15 protein-coding genes are annotated in these 21,573 nt (G+C 71.3%); 6 read left to right on the top strand and 9 right to left on the bottom strand.

All coding sequences use genetic code 11. The features are described from left to right. Positions 1-16: 16 nt before the first annotated feature. The 6 genes from WMF42_RS29420 to WMF42_RS29395 all read right to left on the bottom strand — a co-directional run bounded on the left by WMF42_RS29420 (position 17) and on the right by WMF42_RS29395 (position 8,672). Complete coding sequence (locus tag WMF42_RS29420; RefSeq protein ID WP_437686195.1) at positions 17-1,375, bottom strand: S41 family peptidase; 1,359 nt, start codon at positions 1,373-1,375, stop codon at positions 17-19. Between the two features lie 176 nt (positions 1,376-1,551). After that, a complete protein-coding gene (locus WMF42_RS29415; protein ID WP_437686194.1) occupies positions 1,552-3,216 on the bottom strand; it encodes a hypothetical protein in 1,665 nt (554 codons plus the stop codon). A gap of 56 nt (positions 3,217-3,272) precedes the next feature. Then, positions 3,273-4,007: a hypothetical protein gene (locus WMF42_RS29410; RefSeq protein WP_437686193.1), complete on the bottom strand. Its 735-nt coding sequence runs from the start codon at positions 4,005-4,007 to the stop codon at positions 3,273-3,275. 153 nt (positions 4,008-4,160) lie between these two features. Continuing rightward, positions 4,161-5,780: a hypothetical protein gene (locus WMF42_RS29405; protein ID WP_437686192.1), complete on the bottom strand. Its 1,620-nt coding sequence runs from the start codon at positions 5,778-5,780 to the stop codon at positions 4,161-4,163. 242 nt (positions 5,781-6,022) lie between these two features. Next, positions 6,023-7,006 (bottom strand): tetratricopeptide repeat protein, encoded by a 984-nt coding sequence (locus WMF42_RS29400; RefSeq protein ID WP_434041903.1) that lies wholly within the window; start codon positions 7,004-7,006, stop codon positions 6,023-6,025. Positions 7,007-7,016: 10 nt separating this feature from the next. Then, the gene (locus tag WMF42_RS29395) at positions 7,017-8,672 is read right to left on the bottom strand and encodes a protein kinase domain-containing protein (RefSeq protein ID WP_437686191.1); all 1,656 of its coding nucleotides are present in this window, start codon (positions 8,670-8,672) and stop codon (positions 7,017-7,019) included. A gap of 313 nt (positions 8,673-8,985) precedes the next feature. Between WMF42_RS29395 and WMF42_RS29390 the strand changes: the two genes are divergently transcribed. Next, complete coding sequence (locus WMF42_RS29390) at positions 8,986-9,609, top strand: FmdE family protein (RefSeq protein WP_437686190.1); 624 nt, start codon at positions 8,986-8,988, stop codon at positions 9,607-9,609. 43 nt (positions 9,610-9,652) lie between these two features. On the opposite strand, the gene WMF42_RS29385 is transcribed toward WMF42_RS29390, so the two are convergent. Together WMF42_RS29385 and WMF42_RS29380 are read right to left on the bottom strand one after the other, a co-directional pair. Further along, positions 9,653-10,636 (bottom strand): ATPase, encoded by a 984-nt coding sequence (locus WMF42_RS29385; RefSeq protein WP_437686189.1) that lies wholly within the window; start codon positions 10,634-10,636, stop codon positions 9,653-9,655. 814 nt (positions 10,637-11,450) lie between these two features. Continuing rightward, positions 11,451-11,798, bottom strand: coding sequence for a DUF6968 family protein (locus WMF42_RS29380; RefSeq protein ID WP_437686188.1), 348 nt, complete (start codon positions 11,796-11,798; stop codon positions 11,451-11,453). Between the two features lie 962 nt (positions 11,799-12,760). Here WMF42_RS29380 and WMF42_RS29375 point away from each other — a divergent pair. From WMF42_RS29375 to WMF42_RS29355, 5 genes are all read left to right on the top strand, one after another. Next, the gene (locus tag WMF42_RS29375) at positions 12,761-15,163 is read left to right on the top strand and encodes an N-6 DNA methylase (protein WP_437686187.1); all 2,403 of its coding nucleotides are present in this window, start codon (positions 12,761-12,763) and stop codon (positions 15,161-15,163) included. Beyond that, positions 15,153-16,475 carry a restriction endonuclease subunit S gene (locus WMF42_RS29370; protein ID WP_437694367.1) on the top strand — a complete coding sequence of 441 codons (1,323 nt, stop codon included), beginning with the start codon at positions 15,153-15,155 and terminating at the stop codon, positions 16,473-16,475. Before WMF42_RS29375 ends, WMF42_RS29370 begins: the two co-directional genes overlap by 11 nt. Then, positions 16,472-19,723, top strand: a complete 3,252-nt coding sequence (locus WMF42_RS29365; RefSeq protein WP_437686186.1) for a type I restriction endonuclease subunit R — start codon at positions 16,472-16,474, stop codon at positions 19,721-19,723. Before WMF42_RS29370 ends, WMF42_RS29365 begins: the two co-directional genes overlap by 4 nt. After that, entirely contained in the window at positions 19,720-20,436 is a 717-nt protein-coding gene (locus WMF42_RS29360) for a M48 family metallopeptidase (RefSeq protein WP_437686185.1), read from the top strand. Before WMF42_RS29365 ends, WMF42_RS29360 begins: the two co-directional genes overlap by 4 nt. A 75-nt stretch (positions 20,437-20,511) precedes the next feature. Then, the gene (locus tag WMF42_RS29355) at positions 20,512-20,877 is read left to right on the top strand and encodes a hypothetical protein (RefSeq protein ID WP_437686184.1); all 366 of its coding nucleotides are present in this window, start codon (positions 20,512-20,514) and stop codon (positions 20,875-20,877) included. A 341-nt stretch (positions 20,878-21,218) separates the two neighbouring features. Here WMF42_RS29355 and WMF42_RS29350 read toward each other — a convergent pair whose 3' ends face one another. Further along, the gene (locus WMF42_RS29350) at positions 21,219-21,365 is read right to left on the bottom strand and encodes a hypothetical protein (protein WP_437686183.1); all 147 of its coding nucleotides are present in this window, start codon (positions 21,363-21,365) and stop codon (positions 21,219-21,221) included. Positions 21,366-21,573: the final 208 nt, after the last annotated feature.

Genomic DNA, 21,573 nt, shown 5'->3' with positions numbered 1-21,573 from the left:
CAGACTGCCCGCGAACTCAACGCCGCGCGCACGATGCCAGCGCGCCGCGCCGAGGGGCGCCCTCGGGCCACCCGCGCAGCGCGAGCGCGGCGGCGTCGCCCAGCGGATCGGCGCCGTCGAGCCGGACGTCGGGCTCGAAGCCGCGCAGCTCGACGAAGTCGCCGAGCGGGTCGCGGAACGCACGGGTGCCGAACGACACCGTGACGCCCGAGCGCGGGAGCCGGAAGAGCGCGACCTCGCCGACGCTCATGCCGCCGCGGGTGTTCTGCCCGGCCACGAGGACACCGGGGATCTGGCGGACCAGCGCGAGCAGCATCTCGCACGCGGACGCACAGCCGCTGTCGACGAGGAAGACGCCGCGCGCCGACGTCGCGCCGCGCGGCCCCGCCGCACGCCCGCGGACGAGGGCGCCGCGCGTGGTGAGATCGGCGCGCGGCGCGGCGGAGGGGCGCGCCCGCAGCGCCCCGGCGAGGCGCTCCATCGCGGCGAGGTGCTCGAGGAACCGCGGCCGCGCCTCGTCGGGGACGTCGCCGCGGGCGAGGCGCCGCCGGACGCTGTTCGCGCGCCCCTCCGCCGCCGCGACGGAGATGACCTCGCGCGCGTCGAGCGCGCAGAGGGGCGCGTCGGTCAGCGCGAGCGCGAAGCGCTCGGCGAAGCGGTAGTCGCCCCCGCCGTTGCCGCGCAGATCCACGACGAAGCCGGGCGCGCGCCGGAGCTCGGCGGCGAGCGCGGGGAGCGCCGCGAGCGCCGCGGCGGCGGCGCTGTCGAAGGTGCGGACGGCGAGCACCGGGACGCCAACGGGGCTGCGCGTGAGCTCGACGGGCGGGCCGTGACCGGGGCGGGGCGGTGGATCGGGCCGCCGCGGCGGCGCCGGGAGGGGCGCGGCCTCCGCCGCGGCGCTGCGGTCGCAGACCGGCGCGGGGCCAGCCGGCGGGGCCGCTGTGAGCCGGAGCGGCGCGGGGCCGCCGTGGCCGAAGGCGAGGTGGCCGTCGGGGGCCGCGAACACGTCGTGGAGGAGCCGGGCGAGGTCGCCGGGGCGCCACGACGCGCGGCCGCGGAGCGCGCGCTCGGCCCGGGCGATCGCCGGCGGGGAGGGCGAGGGCGAGCGCCCGTCGAGCCCCGCGTAGGCGTGCTCGAAGGCGTAGCGCGCGTCGTCGAGATCGCGGAGCGCCTCGGCCGCGGACACGGTCCGCGGCGCGCGATCGAGGTCGCCGTCCGGGATGCGCAGGCTCCGCAGCGGCTCGGGCCCGCGCGACGGGGCGAGGGCCGGCGCCGGGGCGCACGCGAGCGGGGCGCAGGAGAGCGCCGCGACGAGCGCCGCGGCGGCGCCGGCCGCGGCGCGGCGCCGCGGGCCGGGCGAGCGTCGGACGGGCATGGCGCGCGAGGGTGCGACGGCGCGCGCGGCCGGCGCAAGCGGCGCCGCCCGGGCTCGTGAAGAGGGCCACCGGGGCGCAGCGAGCTCCAGCGCTTTCCAGCGTCGAGGGCTTCGAGAAGCGTGGGGTCCACAACGTCGCGAAGGCCTGCTCCGGGCGGCTCGACGCCGGGCAGCCGTCAGCGCACGCCGGAGAGCCGCGCGATGAAGCCGCGCTGCTCTGGATCGCTGGCGCTGCCGAGCGGCTTGGGGAGCCCGAGATCGAGCGTCCCCGTCACCGCGCCTGCGACGTAGAGCGGCGCGCCGGGAGTCCTGCCTGTCGCGACGACCCGCAGGCCGACGGCGCCGTCGCCCTCGAGCTTGGTCGCCGAGACGAGGTTGCCTCGGGGATCCAGCCGCATCAGAAATCCCGCCCCCTTGCGGTCGGTCGCGAGCTTGCCGGCGCTCCCGAGCGCGATCTCGCCCCGGAACTGCCCCGTGACGTAGATGGCGCCGGCCCCGTCCACCGCCACGCCGGCCGCTGTCTGGTCTTCCGTCGCGTCGCCGAACCCGCGGCTCCACACGACGCCTGTCTCGGAGACGCGCGCGATGAAGAAATTCTCCGTCTCGCCCGCGTCGGGGATGTCCGAGCAGCCGTCGCCGAAGTCGAGGTTCCCCCTGTACGTGCCGGCGATCACGACGTCGCCGCCCGGGAGCAGCGCGGCCCCGTGCGCCGGCACGCGCTGATCTCCCGCGGCGCTCAGCGTCGTCACCTCCTGCATCGCGCCGTCGCTCACGACGTGGCGCACGACGAAGACGTCGCGGCCCTGCGCCGGGAACTCGGTGTCTCCGCCGAACGTGACGCCCCCGCTGCGCGTGTCGTAGTCGCCCACCACGGCCACCAGCCTGGACGCGCCCCTCGCGTCGGCGGCCAGCGCCTTGACGGCCACGGCATCTCGCTTGCCGAGGCTGTGCGCCCACTTGCACGCGCCGTTCGCCGGGTAGACCGCCGCGACCAGCGCCGCGTCCTCCGGGAGGTCGTCTCGCGCGCACGCGCCAAGGCTCTCGCCGCCCTCCACCACGTCGAAAGCGAAGACGACCGCCTCGGACGTCACCGCGAGGTCGCGCGCTGTGGTGCCTTGCTCGGCGTCGATGCTCCACGCCCACGCGCACTGGCCGTCCCGATCGAGCGCGGCCACGAAGCTGATCGTGGCGTCGGGGTCCGACCACGTGGGGCCGACGCGACACCCGGCGAAGAGCCCATCGGGAAAGGCGACGGCCCGCTCGGACTCCCCGGCCACGTAGGTGAAGTCGTCGCCGACGGCGAGGTGCGAGCCCCAGACGTCGAGCGCTGACAGCCCGTACCCAGCGTCGCGCGTCCCGCTGGCGCTCCACTTCGCGACCGAGAAGCGATAGCGCCCGTCGCCGTTGATCTCGGTGGTGACGGCCGTCACGGCGTCATCCAGCGCCGCGAGATCGCCCACGTCGAAGCCGACCGTCTCGCCCCACGCGCCCGACGGATCGAGGATGACCCCGCCAGCGTCGCTGCACAGGGGACCCCCGCCGCCGCTGCCCCCGCCGCCGCTGCCGCCTCCGCCGTCGCTGTCCGCCCCGCCGCTGCCCGCGCCTCCGACGTTCGCGCCTCCCGCGTTGGCGCCACCCGCGCCCCCGCCACCCGCGCCCGAGCCCCCGGCGCCGGCGTCTCCCGAGGAGGAGGACGCGCCCGACGCCGCGCCCGCGCCGGCCTGCGATGGAGCCAGCTCGCCTACCTCGAGCCCGATGATCGCGTTGCAGCCCCCCGCGACGGCGGCGATCAGGGCCGCGAAGGACACGGCCGATCGAGGCGTACCGAGCTCGCGTTTCATCGGAAGGGGCTCTCCGTGGGGCGGCATCCTCGAGGCTGCCGAGGAGCCGCGCGGGCTCAATGGCACTTCCTGACGTAATCAGGAAAGATGGTCATGGACTGGCACGTGCCGTTGCAGTTGCCGAACGAGGCGCGTCTTCCGCACGGGACGTCGACCAGGAACACGTTGGACTTCGCGGCACAGAGAGGGAGGATGTTGGAGCACTCGACCGCCTGGAACTCCCGCTCCTCCGCGCCGCTGCAATCGTAGTCGAAGCTGCCCCCCGGGGAGATCGGCGTCTCGTAGAACGTGCTGGGCTGGCCGGGGTGGACCAGGGGGTTCTCGTCGTTGCAATCGTTGCCACCCTCGCACGCCGTCGACAGGTAGCCGTCGTCGTCGGCGTCGCAGTCGACGGTGCCGCCGCCGCCGGAGCCGGTGGCCGTCGAGCTGGCCGTCGCGCTGGAGCTCGCCGCGCCGCCGTCCCCGCCGGCGCCTGCGCTGGAGCTCGCCGCGCCGCCGTCCCCGCCGGCGCCGGAGGCCGTCGAGCCGCCGTCCCCGCCGGCGCCTGCGCTGGAGCTCGCCGCGCCGCCGCCCCCGCCGGCGCCGGACGCGTCAGGGGCCGCGCCGCCGGTGCTCGCCGACGACGTCGTGGTGCCCGCGGTGCCCCCGCCGGCGCTCGCGGCGCTCGCGGCGCTCGGGTCGCTCGCGTCGCCGGTGAACGTCACGTCGGGGAATCCACACCCCGTGCCGGCGCTCAGAGCGGCCGCCGCGGCGGGGAGCGCCAGGCAGAAGAACCGATGAAGCGATCGCATCGTCGGATGGAATGCCATCGTTCCCACCGGCGTCAACCGGCGGTTCGAGCCGAGCGCTCGCGGTCCGGTCGCAGGCTCTGCGGTGCCGTGGGGAAATGTCAGGGGCTCCTGCCCAGGCACACTGTGGAAGCGGGCCGGCCTCGAGCGCCCTGATCACGGAATGCCGGCGAGGCGAGCGATGAACCCTTCTCCCGTGGCCGCGGCGGGGCGTCCGCTGGGTACGAGAGGGAAGGTCTTCGTCATCTCCCCTGCGATGTAGAGGGGATCGCGCGGGGTCCTGCCCGGCGCGATCGCCCACGTCGCCACCGTCTCCTCCCCCATGAGCTCGGAGCCCGAGAGGACGTTGCCGCTCTGGTTGAGGACGAGCAGAAAGCTCGATATCTGACCCGGCGGGGTGGCGATCTTCATGCCGTTTCCCAGGTCCATCTCGCCTTCGAGCTGCCCCGTCGCGTAGATCGATCCGTCCGCGTCCACCGCCACGTTGGAGACGAGCTGATCCTCGGCGACGTCGCCGAAGCCGCGGCTCCAGACCAGTCCGCGCCTGGAGACACGCAGGATGAACGTGTTCCCCGTTCGCTCGGCTGCGGGCGGCATCGGCGGGCAATCGTCGTTGAAATCGACGGACGTCCCCGTGTACGTCCCGGCGATCACGAGGTCGCCGTCCGGGAGCAGCGCGGCCCCGTGTCGCGACGCCGCCTGGACCCCAGGCGCGTTGATCGTGACGAGGTCCTCCAGCTGGCCGTCGATGAGGCGGACGCGCGCGATGAACAGGTCGCTCCCCTGGGAGGAGGGGAGCGCCCGATCCTGCATGATGATCGGATCGTCCGGCGCCTCGTAGTCGCCGACCACCAGCAGCTCCGTGCCCGTGCTATCGACGACGAGCTCTGCGATGCGCACCGCGCCCGGCGGCCCGAGCGAGCGGCGCCACTGGCATGCCCCGGCCGTGTCGAACGCGACGAGCTCCGCAGAGTTCTTCGCCTCGTCGGCCCCGAAGATGCAGGTGCCGTTGGTCGCGACGGATTGGCCCGTCAGGGAGACCGCGAAGACGACCCGCTCGGACGTCGCCGCCAGGCCGAGCGGGTTGGTGGTGGACTCGGCATCAACGCTCCACGCCCATGCGCACGTGCCTTTCTCGTCGAGCGCGGCCAGGAAGCTCGGCCTGGGGGTGGCGTCTGCCCTCGCGGTGATCTGGCAATCGTTGGCCAGCAGGGGCACGTTGACGCCCGGCTGCGCCCATCCGGTGACGTAGGTGAGGCCCGCCGCCGTGGCCAGGTGCTCGCCTGCGATGTCTCCCGCCAGCTCGGGCGTGGCCATCGTGAAGTCGCTGTCGAGCGACCCGTCATCCTTCCACCTCGCGACGGAGAAGCTGCTTCCCTTGTTGATGAGGGCCGTCACGCCGTCATCGTGCGTCTCGAGGTCGATGATCTGCTCGCCGGCCAGATGGCCCCACAGCCCCGAGGCGGCGCGGGCGGCCCCCGCGCGGGCGCCGCTGCAGATCCTCTCCTCGCCGCCGCCCTGGCCGCCGCCGCCGCTGCTATCGCCGCCCTGGCCGCCGCCGCCGCTGCTATCGCCGCCCTGGCCGCCGCCCTGGCCGCCGCCGCCGCTGCTATTGCCGCCGCCGCCCGTGGACCCGCTCGACGCTGTCGCGCTGGACGTCGACGAATCGAGCACGCCGATCTCGAGCCCGATGATCGTCGTGCAGCCTCCCGCGGAGGAGGCGGCGAGCAGCCCAGCGCCCCAGAGGGCTCGAACGCTCCCGAGATCGCGCTTCATCACTTCGGTTCCCCGCCGCGCGGCGCCTTCGCGGTCGCCGCCGAAAGACCGCCGTCGCCGGACCTGCGGTGTGCACGCAGGTCGTCGATCCGGAGGTCGAAGAGGTCCAAACGCATCGGGCGATGAGAGCTTCCGCTCTTCCCGGCGTCAACGGCTCACCGGGGCGCGCGGCGCGGCGCGGTGAGCCGTCTGTGAGGCGCCGTGGTGGCGTGTCGTGAGCGCCGCGCCCCGCGCGGCCGCCATCAAAAGACCACCCTGGCCACGGCGCCGCCCGGCACCACGCGGAGCGTCGCCCGCGGGGCCGAGGACGCCGGCCCCGAGGAGGGCGCCGTGAAGACGAGCACCGCGCCCGCGCCCAGCGCCGCCGCCCCGACGAGGAACGCGACGGTCGAGATCGTCCCCGCGGTCGCGCCCTGCTTTTGCAGCCGGATCCCCTCCGCCGCGCACACGTTCTTCTCGTTGCAGTAGGGATCCGCGTCGTCCATCTTCCCGATCGCGCGCAGGCCGAACACGGCGCCGACGCCGATCCCGACCACGCCGACGCCGGCGCTGATCCATCCGGCCGTCTTCCAGGTGGAGCTCGACGCGCCCTGGGGGCTCTCCTTCGGGGGGAGCGCAGGCCCCGCGCCCCCGCCGGCCGCGGGCGCCTCCGGCGCCACGAGCAGCTCGGTCTGCGCGCCCTCGGCGAGCTGCACAGTGAACGTCTTCTGCGTCCGGCCCGGCGCCGACGCCGTCACGTGGACCTCGCCCGGATCCACGGGCAGCGGCGCGCCCAGCGAGCCCGCGCCGACGGGGATGCCCCCGCGCTGCACGGCGGTGTCCGCCGGCGCGCCGGGCGCGAGCCGGATGGTGAGCCTCGGCACGCGGCCCTCCAGCGCCGTCGCGCGCGCCTGCGCGATCGGCCGCCGGTCGTCGGTCGGCGGCAGATCGCGCGCGAGCTGCCGGAAGATCGACCATGCGCTCGCGACCCTGCCGCGCTTCTCCTCGCAGTCGGCGAGGTTGAGCAGCGCCCCGGGCGCCGGATCGAGCTCGTAGCTCTCGCGGAACTTCGGGCACGCGGCGTCGTAGTCCTTCGCCTGGAGCGCCGTCCTGCCGGCGTCGAAGAGCGCCTCCGCGGCCGCGGGATCGCGCGCCTGCGCAGAGGCGTCAGGGCAGGCGAGGAGCACGGCTCCTCCCAGGGCGAGCACCTCGGCCGGGAATCGTCTACGCGAGCTCGATCTACGCATCCGTGGGACCTCAACGTCTCCTGTTGAACGGGTCCTCCGCGGGCGCCGGCGGGGTCGACGGCGTCGGCGCAGGGGGCGTCTTCGCCGCCTGTGCGCTCGCGGGCGGCCGCGCCCTCGGCCCCGCCGGCCTGGAGGTGGGCGCGGCGCTCGCGGGCGGCGCGGGCGGCGGCGCGCTCGCGGACGCGCTCGCGTGCGGCGCGCTCTCGGGCGCGGGCGAGGACGGCTCGATCGAAGGGGCCGCCTCGCCGGGCGGCGGCTGCGGGCCGGCCCCTGGCGAGGCCCCGTTGCCCGGCGGCTCCGGCGCCGCCCCGGCGCCCGTCGGCAGGGGGCGCGGCTCGGCCTCCACCGAGGCGGCGTGCGACGGGTCCCCGGCGTTGCCGGCGGCGCCCGGGCGCTGCCACCAGACGAGCGCGATCAGGGCGCCCACGGCCAGCGCGCCGGCGCTGGCGAGGAGCGCGCCCGTGGCCGGCGAGCGCGGCGCCACGCGCTCCGCGCCGGCGGAGCGCTCCACGACCGGCGAGACCGTGCCGGCGCTGGCCGCGCCGCCGCCGGCCGGGCTGCTGCCGGGCGCGATGCCGAGGGACGCGCCGCTGGCCGTGCTCGCCGTGGTGAACTCCGTGCCGCTCGGCCCGCTCCCCGGGCCCCGCACCTGGACCGATATGCGCCCGCGCTCCGACTGCGCGGACGATCGCGGGCGATCCGAGTGCGCTGACGCGCGCGCGAGGTCGTTGTGCGCGGACCCGCGCGCGGAGTCCGCGGACGAGCCCGGGATCGCGTCGAGCCCCGCGCTGCCCCGCGCCTGGCGCAGCGCGCGCTGCATCGCGTGGGCGTTCGGCCAGCGCCGGTCGGGCTCGAACGCGAGGGCCACGTCGATGACGCCGGCGACGGGCGGCGGCAGGGCGGGCAGGACGCTCGCCACGGGCGGCGCCGGCTGGGTCATGGCGGCGAGCAGGAGCAGCGGGAGCGTCTCGGCCTCGTGCACGTAGCGCCCGGAGAGGAGCTGGAACATCGTGCTGCCGACCGCCCAGAGGTCGGTGCGCGCGTCGACCTTGTCCCACTGCCCCTTCGCCTGCTCGGGCGGCATGAACTGCGGCGTGCCCATCATGGTGCCGGCGCGCGTGGAGGCGTTGTTCGGGCTGGAGAGCTCGCGCAGCCGCGCGATGCCGAAGTCGAGCACCTTGAGCTGCCCCTGGCGCGTGAGGAACAGGTTGTCGGGCTTGAGGTCGCGGTGGACGATCCCGCGCTCGTGGGCGACGGCGAGCACGTCGAGCAGGTCGTCGACGAGGCCGATCACCTCGCCGGCGCCGAGCACGCCGCCGGGCGCGCGCGCGCGGCGCGCCTCGACGGTCTCGCCCTCGAGCAGCTCCATCACCAGGAACACCGAGCCGTCCTCGGTGACGTCATCGTCGAGCACCCGGACGATGCCCGGGTGATCCACGCGGTTCGCGACGTAGCCTTCGCGGAGGAACCGCGAGCGCGCGTCCTCGTCCCCGGACAGCTCGCGGCGGAGGAGCTTCACCGCGCCGCGCATCCCGTTGCGGTGGGTGCCCGCGTAGACCACGGCCATCCCGCCGAAGCCCAGCAGGCGCTCCAGCCGCCATTTTCCGCGCAGGACCTGGCCTACCAGCGCCTCCGGCCGGAAGCCCTCAGGGTCGACTCGGGTCATCGGCGAAAACCACCCCCTGGACTGCCCGCGCGGCTCATCGCCTCACGAGCGAGGCCCGCGCGGCCGGCGGGTCTGGCGCGGCTCGAGGGACAGGCGTGGCTGGCGCGAGCGCGAGGCATGACGGGCGCATGTTACCCCGGTCCGGCGCGGCGCGGCGTGAAACCGTCCGAGGCAAGCGCGCGGCAGCGCGGGGTGGGGCGGCGAGGGCGGCGTGGGGAGCGGCGCGCGTGGCTCGGAGGCGCGGAGGCCCGACGGCCTTGACGTCGCGCGCGAACGGGGACACTCCGCCTGCCTCTCAGGGGATCGAGCGAGCATGCGCAAGACGATGAGCCACGCGGCGTTGATCCTCCTCGCCGCCGTTTCCTCGATCCAGTGCGGCGGCGCGGGCGCCGGGCATCGTGCGGGCCACGCGACGGAGCCGGCGGGTCATGCGACGGAGCCGGCGGGTCATGCGGGTCATGCCCCTGAGCAAGCGCACGGGCGGCCTGCCGCGGGCGCGCCGGACGAGGAGCTCCGCGCTGTGGCCGCGATCCACGGCGGGGCGGGGCCGTGGGCTGTCGCCGGCTACCGCATGGGGCGGTATGCCCTCGCGAAGCTCGGGCTGCCGGCGAGGAGCTTCGACCTCGAGGTGATCCACCATAGCCCGCGGAACGTGCAGTTCTCCTGCATCGCGGACGGCGCCGCCGCGGCGACGGGGGCGAGCCTCGGGAAGCTCAACCTCAGCCTGGTCGAGGCGAGCGAGGCCGCGGTCGAGACGACCTACCGGCGGAGATCGACCGGACAGACCGTGACGCTCCGCCCGTCGGCGGCTTTCCGCGGGCGCTTCCGCGATGTGCCGAGAGACGGGCTGGAGGCGGCCGGGAGAGAGGTGCTCTCCCTGCCCGATGCCGAGGTGTTCGAGGAGGTGCCGCCGCCTCCCGCCGGCGCGTCCCGCTGACGAGCCAAGGTCCTCTGGACGCGCCCGCCGCGGCCTGGGGCGACTACTGCTCGTCCTCGCCCTCGCCCGCCTCGCCGTCTTCCGTTGCGCCCTCCTCGGCGCCGTCGTCCGCTGCGTCCTCCTCCGACGCGTCGCCTTCCTCCGCGGCGGCCTCGCCTTCCTCCTCCTCTCCGGTGGGCTCATCTCCGGTTGTCGCGGCGCCGCGGGAGACGGGGAAGGGCGCATAGTCCTTCATCCTGTCGGTGCCGGCGTACCAGTACTCCGCGGCGGCGCGCAGCCTCCGCTCGGCGTGCACGACGAGCGTGTACGCGGCGTCGCGGAGCTTGCGCGAGCGCTGCGCCTCGGGAGAGAGCGTCTTGTCGGCGAGCATGCGCGCGAGCAGCGGTGAGAGCTCGCGGAGGCGGGCCGCCGCGTCGGCCTCGCCGCGAGGTGCCTTGTGAAGGGCCTCCGCGTGCTCGGAGCAGAGCAAGAGCAGGTCGGAGACGTCCTGGACCAGATCCGCGTCGCCGCTGCCCGCGCGGATCGCCATGAGCCGCTTTTGCCCCTCGGGGCTCTTCTTGAAGCGGAGATCGAAGAAGCGAAGGAGCGTTTGCCGGTGCAGGGCGGCCTCGGCGGCCGGCTTCGCGAACGTCGCGGCGGCCCGCTCCCGACGCTGCTGCGCGGCTTGCCAGCGCGATTGCGCGGCGCGCAGGAGCTCGATCTTGTCGCGCAGCGCGTGGATCTCCTCGCGCGTGAGCGATGGCTCGTCCTCAGGGAACGGGGTGCGGACGAGATCGGCCGCGTCACGCTCGGCGGCGAGCTGGATGCGGCTCGCCCAGACGACGCGCCGCGCGAGCTTGCCTGGAAAACCCACGGTGTTGTCGCCGAGCGACTCGGCCTCCCGGAGGAGCTCGGCCTCGCGGGCGGCGCTCAGCGTGTACGCTGCTGCTCTCGTCGAGGAGCGAGGCGCGCCCTGTGACTCGCGCGAAGCGGGCTTCTTGGCGGCCTTGTTGGTCCTGAGCGACGTGGTGGTGGATGCCTTTGCCATGGTAAAGATACGCCTCCTTGTCGGGGCCAGCGCCCCTCGGAATGAGGGGCCGGAAGATCGGCGAGGGTATCGGCGAACAAGGCATTGGCCAGAGGAGAGCACGAGTCAGGCGCGTCGCGAGAGAGGCGCTGGGGCGAGGACTGGGAGAGGATTGGGAGAGGCGGTGTGCCGCAATATCGAGAGGAGCGGCGCGCCCGGCATCGCGGGCAGCGGGCACGGAGCCGGCGAAGGGCTGGCAAAGGGGCGCGGGCGCAGGAGGGGAAAGTGTTGCGCAGCAACCACAAAGGGCGCGCGAGACGGCGCCGGGGCTGCGCAGGAGACCCGCCGGGGCTGCGTAGGAGCCGGACGATGGTAGCAAAGGACACCAACGGGGGCGCGCAGGAGGGCGCCGGGGCCGCGTAGGACGGGGGCGAGTGTTGCGTAGGACACCAACAGGGGTGCGCAGGAGGGGGCCGGGGCCGCGCAGGAGGGTCGACAGGGCTGCGCAGGAGGGCCGACGGGGCCGCGTAGGAGGGCGCCGGGGCTTGCGCAGGAGGGCGGACGGGCTGCACAGGAGGGCCGACGGGGCTTGCGCAGGAAGGCGGACGGGCTGCACAGGAGGGGGCCCGGGCTTGCGCAGGAGGGCCGACGGGCTGCGCAGCAGGCCGCCGGGGTTGACCGAGCGCGGGGCACGCCTGCCGGAGATCAGACCGTGGGGTCGCAACGTGGCGCAGCGGCGGCCGACGATGACTTTTGCGGCCCTGCATCTTACCCGTGCTGGCGCCGCGCCGAGCTCCGCCGGGGCCGCGCGCGTTCGCGCTCCACCGCGCCGGAGTCACGGCGCGGTTAGCTTGAACTCTGGGAAGCCGAGCCACTCCTCATTGAGCCACGAGAGCCGGCCCGCATTCTCATATTTGACGAGCATCGACGGGATCAAATAGAGCGCGCTGTACAGCGCCTGGATCCCATCGATGCCGGCGCCGTGGGTCTTATGGCTATCTCCCGCTCCAGCGACTTCCACATCAGCGACCCAGCACCGAAAGTGGGGGCTGTACTCGGGGGCCCATACTCGAACTCGGATGCTTTCTTGCGTCCCGCTGGGAAGTGTCAGCTCCAGGGTACGTTCCGCGATCACGTCCGGCATGCCCCACCAGCTAGCGCCCTCGTCGGCGATGTCAAGCATCCTGACTCAACAGGACTCAAGGCACTTCTTCTGCCCGTTTCGTCGCGCCTGTTCGCAGATGCTCCTCATGAACATGGGCGCTCGCTCCTCGCAGTAAAGCTCCCACCTGGTGGAGAGAGCGAAGCATGCCGTAGGGCAACTGGAACGGCACTTCGCATGGCCCGCGGCTCGCCCTTGGCTGTGCTCCGCAAGGCAATGGCCCACTTGCGGGCGCGTCATGAATACATCGGTTGACGCTCCGCACATCAACATCCAGACATCGGCCCCCTCGTCTACCGCGTCTTCGCACCTTCCGCGTGCTGAGAGCGACTCGCTGGCCTCCAGCGCCTCCTCGTCCAACACGGCTTCCGAGCCGGGTGTTGGCTCAGCCATGCACGCAGGGATGGAGCAGCAAATGAAAACGGCTGTGATGGTGTTGAATGTTCGCATGCAGCGGCTGTTGCGACCACCGTGCCGGGCTCGAGTGTGCCGCCCCGAAGCGCCCCGATTCCTTCCGAGCGAGAAACAAGGTCTTCGGGCAGAAACAGGCAGCATCGGGAACCATCCTCTGTGGCTTGACCGGGAGGCGCGGGGCGCTGGCGGCGGCGACCTCGAGGCCGCGCGGGAGCTGCACGAGGCGCTTGGTCTAGTCCTGGGTCGCTGAGGTCGCTCTGGCGCGGATGACCCGGCCGGCTTGCACGCGTCGAAGCTGCCTGCCGAAGGGACGCTGGAGGCCGCCGTGTTCCTCGAGGGACTTCTCGCGCCCGACCAGTTCTTCGCCGCCGGTAGGCCCGGCGAGCTGGCCCCCCACCACAGCGTCGGCGCGGACGGCACGCACGACGCCGATGCCACCCTGGGCGGCGAGGGGCGAGCGACCTCGGCGGCCGAGCTACCTCTCGATCCTGATCGGGAGCCCGCCGCGCCCTCCTGGCCACATGCCACGGCCGCGCCGACGCGCGGCCGTGGTACAAGGGGCGCGATCCATGGCAAGGCTCACCCTCCGTCAGCTCGAACGACACCTCTTCAAAGCCGCCGACATCCTCCGCGGCAAGATGGATGCGTCGGAGTTCAAGGAATACATCTTCGGCATGCTGTTCCTGAAGCGGTGCTCCGACGTCTTCGACGCCCGCTTCGAGGAGCTCGTCGCGAAGGACATCGCCCGCGGCAAGCGCGAGGCCGAGGCGCGGAAGCGCGCCGCGCACCGGAGCTTCTACACCGACACGTTCTACGTCCCAGAGGAAGCGCGCTGGGGCTACCTGCGCGACGAGGCCCACAAGAACATCGGCGACACGCTCAACAAGGCGCTCGCCGCGATCGAGGGGGAGAACACGAGCCTCGAGGGCGTGCTCGCGCACATCGACTTCACGCGCAAGGTCGGCCAGTCGAAGATTCCGGACAAGAACCTCCGCGACCTCATCGACCACTTCTCCGAGCACCGCCTGCGCAACGAGGACTTCGAGTACCCCGACCTCCTCGGCGCCGCGTACGAGTACCTCATCCGCGACTTCGCCGACTCGGCGGGGAAGAAGGGCGGCGAGTTCTACACTCCGCGCGCCGTGGTCCGGATGATGGTCCGCATCGCCGCGCCCGACGAGGGCATGCACGTCTACGACCCCTGCTCGGGCTCGGGCGGCATGCTGGTGCTCTCGCACGAGTACCTCGACGAGCATCAGAAGAACGTGAGGAACCTGCGCCTCTACGGCCAGGAGTCGAACGGCGGCGTGTGGGCCATCTCCAAGATGAACATGCTCCTGCATGGCATCCACGGCGACGACATCAGGAACGACGACACCCTCGCCAACCCGCTTCACAAGGAGGGCGGCGAGCTGATGCGCTTCGACCGCGTGATCACCAACCCGCCGTTCTCACAGAACTACGTGCTGAAGGATCTCCCGCTCAAGGAGCGCTTCCGCTACGGCCTCTGCCCCGAGAGCGGGAAGAAGGCCGACCTGATGTTCGTGCAGCACATGCTCGCGGTGCTGCGCCCTGGCGGGATGGTCGTCACGGTGATGCCGCACGGCGTGCTCTTCCGCGGCGGGGCGGAGAAGCAGATCCGCACCGGCATGCTGGACGACGACCTGCTCGACGCCGTGATCGGCCTGGGCCCGAACCTCTTCTACGGCACAGGCATCCCCGCCTGTCTGCTCGTGCTGCGCGCGAAGGGGGCGAAGCCGAAGGAGCGCCGCGGCAAGGTGCTGTTCATCAACGCCGACCGCGAGTACGCCGAGGGCCGGGCGCAGAACCAGCTCCTGCCCGAACACATCGAGAAGATCGTGAGCGCGTGGGAGGCGTTCCGTGACGTGCCCGGCTTCGCGAACGTGGTCGGGCGCGAGGTGTTGCGCGAGAACGACGATAATCTCAACATCCGGCGCTATGCGGACAATGCGCCGCCGCCGGAGCCGCATGACGTGCGCGCGCACCTGCGCGGCGGCATCCCCAAGTCCGAGGTGAAGGCGAAGGAGGTACTGTTCGAGGCGCACGGGCTCGACCCGCGGCGGCTGTTCCGGGAGCGGGACGAGCGGTATCTCGATTTCGTGGAGGGGATCGGCGACAAGGCAGCGCTGAAGAGGCGGCTGGATGAGGATCCCGGGATGGCGGCGCGGGAGCAGCATCTCGCGGAGGCCGTGGAGGGGTGGTGGAAGAAGGCGCGGCGGGAGCTGCGGCAGCTTCCGGTGTCGGGGGCGATCATGCCGCTGCGGGCGCGCTTGCTGGCGAGCTTCGAGAAGGCTGTGCGGCCGGTGGGGCTCCTGGATGAGTTCCAGGTGACGGGGGTGATCGCGACGTGGTGGGGGGCGGCGCAGAACGACCTGAAGACGCTCGCGGCGCACGGGTACACGGGGCTGGTGGAGGCGTGGGCATCGAGCATCCGGGCGGCGCTGGAGGACGAGGAGGCGAGGGAGACCCCGCTGGAGCATCCGTTGATCAGGAAGCTGCTGCCGGGGTACGTCGCCGAGATCGGCGAGCTGGAGGCGAAGCGGGCCGAGCTGGACGCGGAGATCAAGGCGGCGCAGCCGGGGGAGGACGAGGAGGAAGGCGAGGAGGGCGAGGAACGGCGGTCGGAGGAGGAGGTAAAGGCGCTGAGGAAGGAACTCGGCGCGTTGAAGAAGCAGCTGAAAGCGCTGGAGGGGGAGCTGGTGCAGCGGTTGGAGGAGGGAGTCGCGAAGCTGGACGAGGAGGGGGCCCACGGACTGGTGGCGGGGATCCTGAGGGACAGCCTCGATGGTGACCTGGGACGATACGTGAGTGGCCATCGGCGGGAGGTGATCGAGCCGTTCGTTGGGTGGTGGGAGAAGTACCGGGGAACCCTCACGGGGATCGAACGGGAGCGTGACGCGGCAGCCAAGAAGTTGGGCGACATGTTTGGAAGGCTTGGCTATGCCGACTAGCACATTGCCGCGTGGCTGGACTACGGAGACACTGGGCTCGATTGCTGACTGGTCGAGCGGTGGAACACCTTCGAAAGCGCGTCCCGATTACTGGAATGGCTCGTTGCCTTGGGTGAGCCCCAAGGACATGAAGGTCTTCAGCCTGAGCGACACGCAAGATCATATCTCAGAACGGGCTACGGCGGGAGGAGCTAAGATTGCGCCTTCAGGTGCGACTTTCATCGTAGTGCGGGGGATGATACTCGCTCACACTTTTCCGGTGTGCGTGGCTCAGCGTCCAATGTCTTTCAACCAGGATGTGAAGGCGGTCCTGCCCAGGAAGGGCACCGATGGCCGCTTTTTGGCACACTGGCTTAGCGGTCATTCTGACGAATTTCTGCGACTCGTTACCGAGGCGACACACGGGACGAAGCGGATCGAGTTGGCGGATATTCTCGATTATCCCATTGATCTTCCGCCAGTGTCTGAGCAGCGGCGTATTGCCGAGATCCTGGACACGCTGAACGAAGCTATTCTTAAGACCGAGCAGCTCGTCGCCAAGCTGAAGCAATTGAAGCAGGGGCTTCTGCGCGACCTGCTGACCCGCGGTATTGACGAGAACGGCGAGTTGCGCGATCCGGACAGCAAGCCGGCGCAATTCAAGTTGTCTCTTCTGGGTATGATTCCGATTGGGTGGGAGGTGTTGTCGATTGAGTGCCTTCTGGCCAATGTCGATCCTGCCATGCGTAGTGGCCCGTTCGGTAGTGCACTGCTCAAGTCGGAGCTGGTAGAGTCTGGTGTTCCTCTTCTCGGTATCGACAATGTGCATGTTGAGCATTTTGTCGATGCGTACACGCGCTTCGTGACGCCCGGGAAATTCGTAGAGCTGTCGCGGTATCGCGTACGGCCGCATGACGTGATGATCACGATCATGGGCACCGTCGGGCGCTGTTGCATTGTTCCCGACCATGTCGGCCATGCGCTGTCGTCGAAGCATGTATGGACGCTGTCTTTTGATCGCGAGCGATACTCGCCGCTGCTCGCCTGTCTCCAACTCAATCACGCACCCTGGGTCCTGCGGCATCTGCGCCGCGATGAGCAGGGCGGGATTATGTCAGCAATCCGCTCCGAGACGCTCCGAACGCTGCTCTTGCCGGTTCCTCCACCGGCGGAGATGCGCGAGATCGAGAGGATCTTGACCACGCTCTCGAGCCGCATTGAGCACGAGCAGCAAGACGCAGCCAAACTCCGCCTCCTCAGGCAAGGCCTCATGGATGACCTCCTCACCGGCCGTGCTCGCGTCACCACTCTCCTTGCGGAGTCCACCCCATGAGCGGCGGTCCCGAGTACAACCAGGTCGAGCTCCCGTTCATCGACCAGCTCATCTCCCTCGGCTGGAAGTACATCGGCGGCAGCGTCGATCACCCAACCGTCACCGGGCGCCCCTCCTTCCGCGACGTCCTCCTCGATCACGACCTCCGCCAGGCCCTCCGCAGCATCAACCTCAGGAACAACAAGCCCTGGCTCGACGACGCCCGCATTGCCCAGGCCATCGGCGCCCTCACCCGCATCGCTGCCCCCCGGCTGATCGAGGCCAACCAGGCAGCCACCGCACTCCTCCTGGAAGGCCACCCCGTCGACGGCTTGCCCGACTGGGACGGCGGCCGCCAGCAGACGATCCACTACATCGACTGGAACGAGCCGAGGAACAACGCCTTCACCGTCATCAGCCAGTTCCGCGTCGATTGCCCCCGCGGCCAGGCCGTCCCGTACATCGTCCCCGACCTCGTCCTCTTCATCAACGGCATCCCCGTCGTCATCGTCGAGTGCAAGAGCCGCAAGGCCCCGGAGGCCATCCCCGCGGCCGTCGACCAGCTCCGGCGCTACCAGAACCAGCGCAGGGCCGATGGCCATGTGCAGGAGAACGAGGGCAACGAGCGGCTCTTCTTCACCAACCAGATCCTCGTCGCGACCTGCTTCGACGACGCCCGCGCCGGCACCATCGGCGCCGACCTGGAGCACTACATCGCCTGGAAGGACACCGCGCCCATCCCGCTCGCCGACGTGGCCAAGGCCCTCCACACGGCCGATCCCGCGAAGCTCTCGCTCCAGCAGAAGCTCATCGCCGGCATGCTCCGCCCGGCCCACCTGCTCGACATCATCCGGCACTTCACGCTGTATCAGGAGGTGTCGGGGCGGACGGTGAAGGTCGTCTGCCGTTATCAGCAGTTCCGCGCTGTGCATGGCGCCATCGACCGGTTGCTTCACGGCAAGACCCGCAAGGAGGACGGCGAGCACGACCAGCGCGGCGGGATCATCTGGCACACCCAGGGCTCGGGGAAGAGCCTGACCATGGTCTTCCTCGTGCGGAAGCTGCGCTCGCTGCTGGCGCTCCGCCGCTTCAAGGTCGTGGTCATCACCGACCGGAAGGACCTCCAGAGCCAGCTTTCCGGGACGGCGGCACTCACCGGCGAGACGGTGAAGGTGGCTCGCAAGGTAGCCGAGCTGAAGAAGCTCCTCGGCAAGAAGGGGCCGGGGATGGTGTTCGCGATGATCCAGAAGTACGCGGGCCGCGACGACGAGAACCCCGCCGCCCAGGCCGCGGCCGCGGAGGACTTCGAGGAGCTGAACGCGGACGAGTCGATCCTCGTGCTCGTGGACGAGGCGCACCGCTCGCACACGAGCACGATGCACGCGAACCTGCAAAAGGCGCTGCCCAACGCCGCGCGCATCGGCTTCACCGGGACGCCCATCCTGATGGGCGCGAAGAAGCGCACGCACGAGATCTTCGGGCCGTTCATCGACCGCTACCGGCTGCGGGAGTCCGAGGCCGACGGCGCGACCGTGCCGATCCTCTACGAGGGCCGCACGGCGTCGGGCGCGGTCAGCGACGGGCGCGACCTCGACCAGCTCTTCGAGGACATGTTCGTCGAGCGGACGCCCGAGGAGCTGGAGGCGATCAAACGAAAGTACGCGACCAAGGGCAACGTGCTCGAGGCCGAGAGGATGATCGAGGCCAAGGCGCGGGACATGCTGCGGAATTACGTGGAGCACATCCTGCCCAGCGGCCTCAAGGCGCAGATAGCCGCCTACAGCCGGCTCGCGGCCGTGCGTTATGCAAAGGTGCTCCCCGAGGTCCGCGACGAGCTTGTGAAGGAGGCGAAGGCGCTTGACCCCGCGCTCCGCGACCTCGACGTGGAAGCGCTCGCGACCAAGCCGCGGAAGCTTCGCGTCGCCGTGCGGGCCTACCAGAACCTCGCCGGCCTCGAGCGGCTGGAGTTCGCGGCGGTGATCTCCGGCGTCCACAACGAGGACCCGATGTACGACGAGTGGACCGACGGGGGGAAGATCGAGGCGCACATCGCCCGGTTCAAGAAGCCGTTCGTCCACGACGACCCGGAGAAGGCCGACCCGCTGGCATTCCTGGTTGTGAAGTCGATGCTGCTCACGGGCTTCGACGCGCCCATCGAGGGCGTTATGTACCTCGACCGCCCCATCCGCGAGGCCGAGCTGCTCCAGGCCATCGCGCGGGTGAACCGCACCGGGCACGGGAAGCAGGCCGGGATCATCGTCGACTACTACGGCGTGGCTCAGCACCTGACCGAGGCGCTAGCGACCTACAGCGCCGAGGACGTGGAGGGCGTGCTCCGCAACCTCCGCGACGAGATCCCGAAGCTGCGCGACCGGCACCAGCGGCTGCTCGACTTCTTCAAGGGCCACGGCGTCGCCGACATCTTCGACACCGAGGCCTGCGTCCAGCTCCTGACGAACGAGCGGCTGCGCGCCGAGTTCACGGTGAAGCTGAAGCAGTTCTTCGACACACTCGACCTGGTGCTGCCGCGCTCCGAGGGGCTGCCGTACGTGAAGGACGCGAAGCAGCTTGGCCTGATCTACACGGAGGCCCGTAAGCTGCTCCGCGGCGAGCTGCCCGAGCTCGCGAAGTCGATCGGCGCGAAGGTGCGGCGGCTGATCGACGACCACGTGATCTCGCTCGGCGTGGACCCGAAGATTGCCCCGATAGCCATCACCGACGCGGGCTTCGCCGCCCACGTGGGCAAGCAGGTGTCGCCGCGGGCGAAAGCCTCGGAGATGGAGCATGCGCTGCGGCACCACATCCGGCAAAACCGGGATGCCGACCCGATCCACTACCAGCGGCTGTCGGAGCGCCTGGAGGAGATCCTGAAGGCGCATGGGGAGGACTGGGAGCAGCTCGCGCAGGCGCTCAGAAACCTCGCCGAGGAAGCCGAGAAGGGGCGGCAGAAGGACAACACCGGCCTCGAGCCGCAGACCGAAGCGCCGTTCTTCGCCGTGCTGAAGGAGGAGCGGGTAAAGGAGCGCCCCGTGCCCCCGGCCGACGCGCGTTGGCTGGCGGGCCTCACGGTGCAGCTCGTGGCCCACATCCGCGCGGAGATCCGCGTGGTCGACTTCTGGAAGAACACGCACGCCCGGGAGGTGCTCCGCGGGGCGGTGTTCACGTTCCTCGACGATCACGAGATCGTGCCCTTCGAACAGGCGGACGCGGTCGCCGACCGGATCATGGAGCTGGCCAAGGCGAACCACGCGAGGTTGGTCAAGGCGTGACGGCGCTCGTTGTGGGCGACCTCGAGCTGGAGCTACGGCGCAGCGAGCGGCGCCGGTCGCCGGAAATCACCGTGGAGCGCGACGGGCGGCTGACGCTCGCGGCGCCCGCGGCGGCGTCGCCGGAGGCGCTGACCCGCTTCGTGGAAGCCAAGCGATTCCGGATCTACCAGCAGCTCGCCGCCCGCGAAGCGCTGCCTCCGGCGCCGCCGCCGCGGCGTTTTGTGGACGGGGCGGGGTTCCCCTACCTGGGGCGGTCGTATCGGCTGCTGCTCGTGCCGGACCAGGATGTGCCTGTGAAGCTCACCCGCGGCCGCTTTCGGATGCGCCGCGCCGACGCGGAGCGAAGGGGGGTGGGTGCAGCGGCGGAGACGGCGGAGGCACACATGATCCGGTGGTACAGCGCGCACGCGCGGCCGTGGCTGGCAGCGCGGGTGGAGCGGTACGCCGGCAGGATCAGGGTGACGCCGGGCGGGCTCACCGTGCGGGAGCTCGGGTATCGGTGGGGGTCGTGCGGGAAGGGCGGGCGGCTGTATTTCCACTGGAAGACGATCCTGCTGCCGCCACGGCTGATCGAGTACCTGGTCGTTCACGAGCTGGTACACCTGCGCGAGCCGCACCACGGCCCGATGTTCTGGCAGCGTGTCGAGCGGGTCATCCCGGACTGGGCCGAGCGCCGCGAAGCGCTGCGAGACCTGGGACGGAGGATCTGGTGAGCCCTGGCGCTTACCCCTCGCGGGCGGCGTGCGTTGTGTGCTTCGTCGGGCCGAAGGTCCTCTTCTGGAGCAACGATGGATCTCGATGATCTGAACGCGCGTGTGACCGAGGCGATCCTCCGTGCGGAGCGTCTCCCAGGGGGATCGGACCACGCACAGGCAGCATTTCGGGAGGTCGGGCGCATCGAAGAGTCGATCGCCGACTTGACGCCGGCGCATGACCTTGAGGGCGAGATCGCCCGGCTGGGAGCGGTCACGGCCGCGCTGAGCGCAGCCGAGCCGCTCCGCGCCCTCTGGCTCGTGGATCGCTATCTGGCGGAGAGGCTCTCCCCGGAAGCAACTGTCAAGCTCGAGGCCCTGCGAGTCGAGGCGAACGCGGAGCTCGCCGACGTGGTCTCGAAGGTGCCGCCCGTGCGACCGATCAAGTACACCTTACAGTAGACAGCATGAGCGCCGCCCGCCTTTTCTGAACTGACGCCATCTCACTCGCAGCACAGCATTCGTGGTCCGGCGGGCGACCGTCGTACCAGGGCAGCCAGGCAGAAGCGAACGCTGAGATGCGCACGGTGAGCGCTACGTTGATGAGATGCACGGCAATCCCAGCGGGTCACCAGCTCCCGATGGATTCCTCGATCTTCACGGCCGCTCCGCGGCCCGGCCAGGTGACACCGCCGGCCCCGAGCCCGAGGCTGCCCGAGGCTTGCGGACGTTCACCTCACCCCCGCGGCCGCTTCCCCGTCAGGCGCCGCCCCAGGCGAGCGGCGCCCCCTGCGGGTTCCACGTCAGCGACGGCGCTGAAAGCGGAGAACGAGCGCGGTGCCCATGCCGACGAGCACGAGCAGGACCACGCCGACCCACACCCAATCCAGGGGATCCGAGCTGAAGGAGACGGCCACCGCGCTGCACCCGGGAGAACATGCGCTTTTCATCAGGCAGCCCATCCTCTCATCACAACCGCCATCTCCGGTCCGCCGGGAGGCGCGGACCGCGCCGCGGTGCTCCTTGACGCCGCGACCTCGCTATCTGCTCGGGCGCCATCTACGATGGCGAACTCGCCGGTGTCCAGCGTCGCGACGTGGCCGAGGTCGGCGAGGTGGACGGCGACGGCCCCGCGCTCGCCACGCGCCGAGCTCGCCT

It is taken from the genome of Sorangium sp. So ce176 (assembly GCF_051519835.1).
Taxonomy (GTDB): Bacteria; Myxococcota_A; Polyangia; order Polyangiales; family Polyangiaceae; genus Sorangium; species Sorangium cellulosum_G.
This window is presented reverse-complemented; position numbering and strand designations above follow the sequence as displayed.